The organism is Lacticaseibacillus jixiensis, from assembly GCF_042847315.1.
In the GTDB taxonomy this organism is placed as follows: domain Bacteria; phylum Bacillota; class Bacilli; order Lactobacillales; family Lactobacillaceae; genus Lacticaseibacillus; species Lacticaseibacillus jixiensis.
Window position 1 is genome coordinate 22,083 of sequence record NZ_BAAFPR010000031.1, and the last position, 6,000, is coordinate 28,082.

Annotated in this window: 7 protein-coding genes; all 7 read right to left on the reverse strand. The window is 51.2% G+C overall.

Annotated features, from left to right (window positions below; all coding sequences use genetic code 11):
* Positions 1-214: 214 nt before the first annotated feature.
* The gene (gene yidD / locus ACGG90_RS13560) at positions 215-517 is read right to left on the reverse strand and encodes a membrane protein insertion efficiency factor YidD (protein ID WP_390410244.1); all 303 of its coding nucleotides are present in this window, start codon (positions 515-517) and stop codon (positions 215-217) included.
* The gene (locus ACGG90_RS13565) at positions 517-687 is read right to left on the reverse strand and encodes a DNA-directed RNA polymerase subunit beta (protein ID WP_390410246.1); all 171 of its coding nucleotides are present in this window, start codon (positions 685-687) and stop codon (positions 517-519) included. Before ACGG90_RS13565 ends, yidD begins: the two co-directional genes overlap by 1 nt.
* Positions 688-708: 21 nt before the next feature.
* Positions 709-1,698, reverse strand: coding sequence for a rod shape-determining protein (gene mreB, locus ACGG90_RS13570; protein ID WP_390410247.1), 990 nt, complete (start codon positions 1,696-1,698; stop codon positions 709-711).
* A gap of 102 nt (positions 1,699-1,800) precedes the next feature.
* Positions 1,801-3,372 (reverse strand): TIGR03766 family XrtG-associated glycosyltransferase, encoded by a 1,572-nt coding sequence (locus tag ACGG90_RS13575; RefSeq protein ID WP_390410249.1) that lies wholly within the window; start codon positions 3,370-3,372, stop codon positions 1,801-1,803.
* Between the two features lie 2 nt (positions 3,373-3,374).
* Entirely contained in the window at positions 3,375-3,734 is a 360-nt protein-coding gene (locus tag ACGG90_RS13580; RefSeq protein ID WP_390410251.1) for a 6-carboxytetrahydropterin synthase, read from the reverse strand.
* Complete coding sequence (locus ACGG90_RS13585) at positions 3,731-5,083, reverse strand: TIGR03111 family XrtG-associated glycosyltransferase (RefSeq protein WP_390410253.1); 1,353 nt, start codon at positions 5,081-5,083, stop codon at positions 3,731-3,733. Before ACGG90_RS13585 ends, ACGG90_RS13580 begins: the two co-directional genes overlap by 4 nt.
* Positions 5,080-5,679 (reverse strand): exosortase family protein XrtG, encoded by a 600-nt coding sequence (gene xrtG, locus ACGG90_RS13590; protein WP_390410254.1) that lies wholly within the window; start codon positions 5,677-5,679, stop codon positions 5,080-5,082. The genes ACGG90_RS13585 and xrtG overlap by 4 nt, the downstream gene beginning before the upstream one ends.
* Positions 5,680-6,000 lie beyond the last annotated feature (321 nt).

Genomic DNA, 6,000 nt, shown 5'->3' on the forward strand with positions numbered 1-6,000 from the left:
TTAAAGTTTTTCACCTCCGTTCTGCTTATGGAAATTATAGCAAATGAAGATGAAATTATTCTGTCAAGACATGATGAAAACCATCATTAGCTGTCCATGCATCCGTCAGCAATTTTTCACGAGTTTATCATTTCATAGCACTCAGTCATCCTGTCTTCCACTTAATTACTACAGAACGACTAATTGTTACGAATTAACACATTACGACATATCATTACTTATTAGTGCCTTTTCTATGATAGTAATCCCAGTTCATTGCTTCGTCGATGTTCTTGTCTGGATCGGGGTTGCGGCGCAAGGTGAAATAATCCGGTACCGGATCGACGCCGCCATGGACAAACGGGTTGCACCGCAAGATCCTAGCGACGCCCATCAGGCTGCCTTTAAGCGCACCGTGTTTGACCAAAGCCTGATAGGTATAAGTCGAACACGTCGGGTAATAGCGACAGCTTGGCGGCAATAACGGCGAAATCGCCGCCTTATAGAAGCGCACCAGCGCCATTAATAGATAACGCATTATTTCAGAAAGTCGGTGATATGCGACCACGTGCTGGGTTCAAAGACCTTCCACGGGCTGCCGCCACCGATGCCATAGCCGACCATGGCCCCGATGATCAAGGCGATCACCGCCAGCAATAAGCCGATGGCGATGCGCCGTACCACGCGATTGGCATATTTGCTATCCATTCACAACCTCCATCACGTCCATCAATACTGCTTGTGATGGGCGATATTATCTAATAAGACACCAGTCCCTAAAGCCACGGCGTCTAACGGGTCGTCAGCTAACAACACCGGCACCTTAAGCTCTTGGGCAAACAACTTGGAAATGCCTTTAAGCAAAGCGCCGCCGCCGGTCAGCATCACGCCGCGATCGATGATATCCGCAGATAATTCTGGCGGCGTTTGTTCCAAGACGTCTTTGGCCGCAGCGACGATTTGCATCATGGTTTCATGCAAAGCATCTGACACTTCGGCACTGGTAACGATCACTTCGCGCGGCAAGCCGGTAGCGATGTCGCGGCCACGCACTTCGATGGTTTCTTCCGGATCGGCTTCGTATACCGCCCCGATTTGGATCTTGATTTGTTCAGCAGTGTGTTCGCCGATCAAGAGCTTATGCTTGTTCTTCACATAAGCGGCAATGGCCGCGTCCATTTTGTCGCCGGCTAAGCGCAAAGAGCGGCTGGTGACGATTTCGCCCATGGATAACACCGCGACATCACTGGTGCCGCCGCCCATGTCGATGACCATGTTGCCTTGTGGTTGGAAAATGTCCAACCCGGCACCCACTGCGGCAACTTTAGGCTCAAATTCCAAGTACACCCGGTGGCCGCCGGATTTCTCAGCGGCTTGGATGATCGCCTTTTGTTCAATGGAAGTGACATTCGTTGGGGCGCAGATCAAGATGTTTGGCTTAGACATGAAGCCTTTCACATTCAGCTTGTTGATGAAATATTCCAACATTGCTTCGGTGATATCAAAATCCGCAATCACCCCGTCTTTTAACGGACGAATGGACTTGATGTTGCCAGGCGTACGCCCGACCATTTTGTAAGCTTCGGTGCCGACGGCTAAGACTTTCCCCGTCTTGGTGTCGATCGCGACGACAGAAGGTTCGTTCAACACGATCCCTTTGCCCTTAACATTGATGAGGACGTTGGCAGTCCCCAAATCGATGCCGATGTCTTTTGCCATGATTTCTCTCCTTGATCCGACTGTTTTGCCATTAGGCCCAGTACTTCAACTAATCGATTTTACCATAGCAAATGCGCTACAACAACTAAGATTCGCTTAATCTCAAGCCCCTCTAGGCTTGCGCTCGTTGCCATCTAATGCATAATCGCCCCAAGCAAACAAGCGGCGAATGCGCAACACGGAATCTTTGGCCAACTGGCTTAACAAAATCAAAAACGCCGGCAAATACTGGATCACATATCGCGAGCGGCCGCCTTCAAACAACAGCATATACATAAACGCGCCGATGATCGTCACCCGCAACACTTGCAAGTCGCGGCGCCGCTCGCCGCTTGAAACCAGGATCAACACCAACGCCACCACCCACATGGCTTGCGTCCACCAGCGATAATCGCCTAAGTTGGTGCCGTATAAGTACACAAATTGCTGCAAATGATTCTTCAACCCAGGACCTGGTTTGGGCTTGGGGTTTTCATTGATGAACGAGCCTTCTTTATCCCAAGCGAAGCTGCCATCGGCGGTGTTGTTGTATTGCTTATGCACCAGAAACACCAAATAGCCGCCGACGCCCATTTTGCCTAAGCGCTGTTTGAGCATCTTGATCGAATAGGCACTGCGCGCTTGTTTGGTCGGCAACACCGCCATCATCAATGCGTCATGGGCATTATAGCCGCCTTGCCCAGACACCCCCATGCTCATGAAGTGCACCGCCGGAATCGCTCGGCTGTGATCGACTTGAATGTAGCGCTGGTTTTGAATGCTGTGATTGATCACCAAGTAGCTGCCGGCAAACATCCCCAGCAACACCACACTGCCAATCACAATGTGCCGCCAAGGATATGGCTTAACGGCGCGCAACGCATACAAAAGCGTCACCACCAGCATCGCAATCACCGGCACGATCGCCGAAGGTTTGATGAAGTATGCCGCCACTGCGCCGATGCTTAACGGTACTGCCCCTAACAGTCGCCACCCAAACGTCCACCTTTGATGGGTCAACACCGCATAGCCAAAGAACATCGCCGCTACCAGCGGCAAGACCCATGCGTCGGTATAAGGCACAATGATCGTGGCAAACAAGCTCAACCACAACGCATGCACATAAAGCCCTGCCGTTAAATGCTGCTTCGCCATCAAGGCGATCGTGACTAAATTCAACGCTGCAGCCAAATCCACAAAGCCTAACGTCACCAAATCAAACATCAGCCAAGCCGTGGTGTGAAACCAAGTGGCAAACGCATGCATCATCAACAACACCGGCACGTTATTGAAATTCTGGCTGTAATAAGCGCGAATGTTGGGACTGGTGGTGTCGGTTAACGCTTGATGCAAGGCGCCGGCATCCCAGCCGATCGGCGGATGCAGCGTCAACACAAACACCAACTGCCACCCCACCACCAGCGCCAACAAGATGCTGGCGGTGATGCGGCCGTGTTGCACAAACACCCAATGGCACGCTGAGGCAAAGCGCGGATATGCATACAACCCAATCACGATCGCCAAGCCGGCGATCAACAGCCCGGCGGTAACGATCGTGGTGCCGGCGCCGGTGCGCCAATTATCGCCGACAATCAAATTCGGATGGATCAACGCAAACAACGTGGTGGCCCCAAACAAGATCAAGAACACCACGTTGATCCCCTGCTGGCCGAAATTGTACAATCGCTTGCCCATGGTTAACCTCGCACATCCATACAAAACGACCGCGTCGGCGAATCGCTGACTTCCAGGCGCAACAACTTCGCATTATGCACTTCAAGGGTGTGGGCAATGGCGTCAAACAAATAGCGCGTGACATTCTCCACACTGGGGTTGATCGTGGCAAACGCCGGCAAGTCGTTTAAGAACTTGCCCGATAAGCCATGCAAGACGGCTTGGATCTCTTTTTCCAAGTCGACAAACGCCACCATACCATCCGTTGTCGACAATTCAGCCACGATTTCCCAAGTGTGGTTATGCGCTTTGCCTTGTCCGGATTCCCAGCGCATGGCGTGGCTGGCGTTCACATAAGATTTGAGTTTATAAGTATAAATCATTCGTCGTCCTCTTTATGGTGTTTGAACAATGCTTGCAAGTCATGCTTCACCACCGCATGGACTTGCGCGCCTTCTTGGTCGATTCCGCGCAGCCGCCAAGACGCCTGGGTGGTCATGCCGTTGATGATGCCGATCAAGCGGATCACACTGCAAATCAAGTTATACGCCGGCAAGGTGAAAGCCACCCACCACAAGCGCGCATAGAAATGCCGTTCTGCAGGCGCTGGGCGCATCAACAAGCGCACCGCACAATAATTGATCAACGACACGAACACATACAGCCAATAAATCACCACATAAGACAACAACATGACCCCTAGCGGATAGCCGAAGCGCACCAGCACGACGCTGGCAAACATCCAGATCATCCGCGGAAACAAGAAGGTGTGGTCGATCATCAACCGCCGGATCAAGAAGTTGTTGAAGAATTTCTGCAAGCCGGCGGTATTTTGCATGTAATTGGCTGCCACTTCCAATTCGCCGCGCTGCCAGCGCTGGCGTTGGGTATACAACTCGCCTAAGCCGGAAATCGGTTCGATATAGAAAATCGCTTCGGTACAAATCACGACTTTCTTGCCTAACCTGGTGCGGATCTGAAAGGTCATATCGGTGTCTTCGCCGATGGTGTCGGTATTATACAAGAAAGTTTCCATCAACACTTCACGGCGAAACGCCGAGAACGCCCCAGACATGGTAAACAGCTGATCGCGCTCAGACTCGATAGTGCGCCCTGACATGAACGCTTGGGCATATTCGAAGTATTCGTTTTCTGCCAACAAGTGATGCCAAGGCTTGGTGATGGCCTGCACCAGGTGGTGATTAGGCAAGATGGCGCCGGTCATCGCCGCAATTTCCGGATCATTCTCAAAGCGCAGCACCATTTGTTCCAATGCGTGGCGCTCAAGCGTCCCGTCAGAGTCGATATTGATCACATACAAGCCGATACTTTCATAAATGGCAGTATTTAACGCCTTGGCCTTGCCTTTATCGGTGTTGACGTAACGCAAGATCAAGTTGGGAAAAGCATTCTGCGCATGAGCGAAGGCGCCGAAGGAATCATCGGTGCTTTGGTTATTGGCCAAGATCACCTGCAAGCAGTCTTTGGGGTAAGTTTGATCCGCCAGCGACTGAATGCAGGCAAACAACGTGGCTTCTGAATTGTACACCGGCACGATCACCGTGATCATCGGCCATTTATCTGGCGTTTCAAGGTGCGTGCGGTGATAACGCCGCCACATCAAGACGATCGTGGCCCAAATCGCCGGTAAGATCTCCACGACGATTGGGATCAGCGTCCAAGTGATCCAGAAACCCATTTGAAAAATGGTCAAATTCAACCAATAACTCACGGCTGCCTCCGATCAAAGCCCAGCTCACGATAGATTCCGCGCGCCAGTTGCGAATAAGTGAAGACATTGTAATACAAGGCGATCACCAACACATAAAACACCAAGCGCCCAATGATGGCATGCGCCAGATAATACCACTGGCCGCCGGCGTAATGCACAATGGCGATCACCGTCAACAAGCGGATGATGTTAGCCAAATAAATGTACAACACGCCAAACCCGGCATAAAAGACCTTCTCGCGCCGCGCATAAGTGGGAAAATACACCACCAGCGCCACTAACGCCGCTGATTCAATGATCCCAGAGCATTCAAAATCGATACTCATCACCACCGAATTGACGTGGTTGGGAATATACACCAACCCGGTTTTCATCGTCACATGACACCAATGCAGCAAGTCGCCTGCCAGCCACTGCACCCCATGGATCACCGCATGGGTGAAGAACCACACCCAATAAGGATCAGCAATGGCCATTAAGACAAAGAAAAGCCCAGCGCTGCCAACGATAAAATAAAAGGCAGACAGCCGAGCTCGCTTCAACACGGACAGCACATACAGCCACACTGCTGCGCCGATCAGAAGATAAATACCCATCCTGGATTATTCATAGAATTTCAAAAAAGCAGCGCAATCCCATGATTCACACGGGACTGCGCTGCTTTGGTGTTTCACCCATTGGGTGCGCCTATATGCTAAGGTTAAGTCGACAAAAACCATCACGAAAGCGAGGCTTCACACCATCTCAACTTTAACCAGCTTATCCCTGCAATGCAATACCAATGTGACTGTGACCGCCGACGGCGGTCAACTTTCAAATGACGCCGGGCTCGTTTTGTTCCAAGAGTTTCTTCATCGTATCAACTTTAGGCAACTTGCCAATCAGTGCCTCAAGTTACCAGACCAACGACGATTCTG

Bases quoted from the DNA above. Each gene is read 5' to 3' on its own strand.
- yidD (WP_390410244.1), bottom strand. From the start codon at position 517: ATGCGTTATCTATTAATGGCGCTGGTGCGCTTCTATAAGGCGGCGATT.
- ACGG90_RS13565 (WP_390410246.1), bottom strand. From the start codon at position 687: ATGGATAGCAAATATGCCAATCGCGTGGTACGGCGCATCGCCATCGGC.
- mreB (WP_390410247.1), bottom strand. From the start codon at position 1,698: ATGGCAAAAGACATCGGCATCGATTTGGGGACTGCCAACGTCCTCATC.
- ACGG90_RS13575 (WP_390410249.1), bottom strand. From the start codon at position 3,372: ATGGGCAAGCGATTGTACAATTTCGGCCAGCAGGGGATCAACGTGGTG.
- ACGG90_RS13580 (WP_390410251.1), bottom strand. From the start codon at position 3,734: ATGATTTATACTTATAAACTCAAATCTTATGTGAACGCCAGCCACGCC.
- xrtG (WP_390410254.1), bottom strand. From the start codon at position 5,679: ATGGGTATTTATCTTCTGATCGGCGCAGCAGTGTGGCTGTATGTGCTG.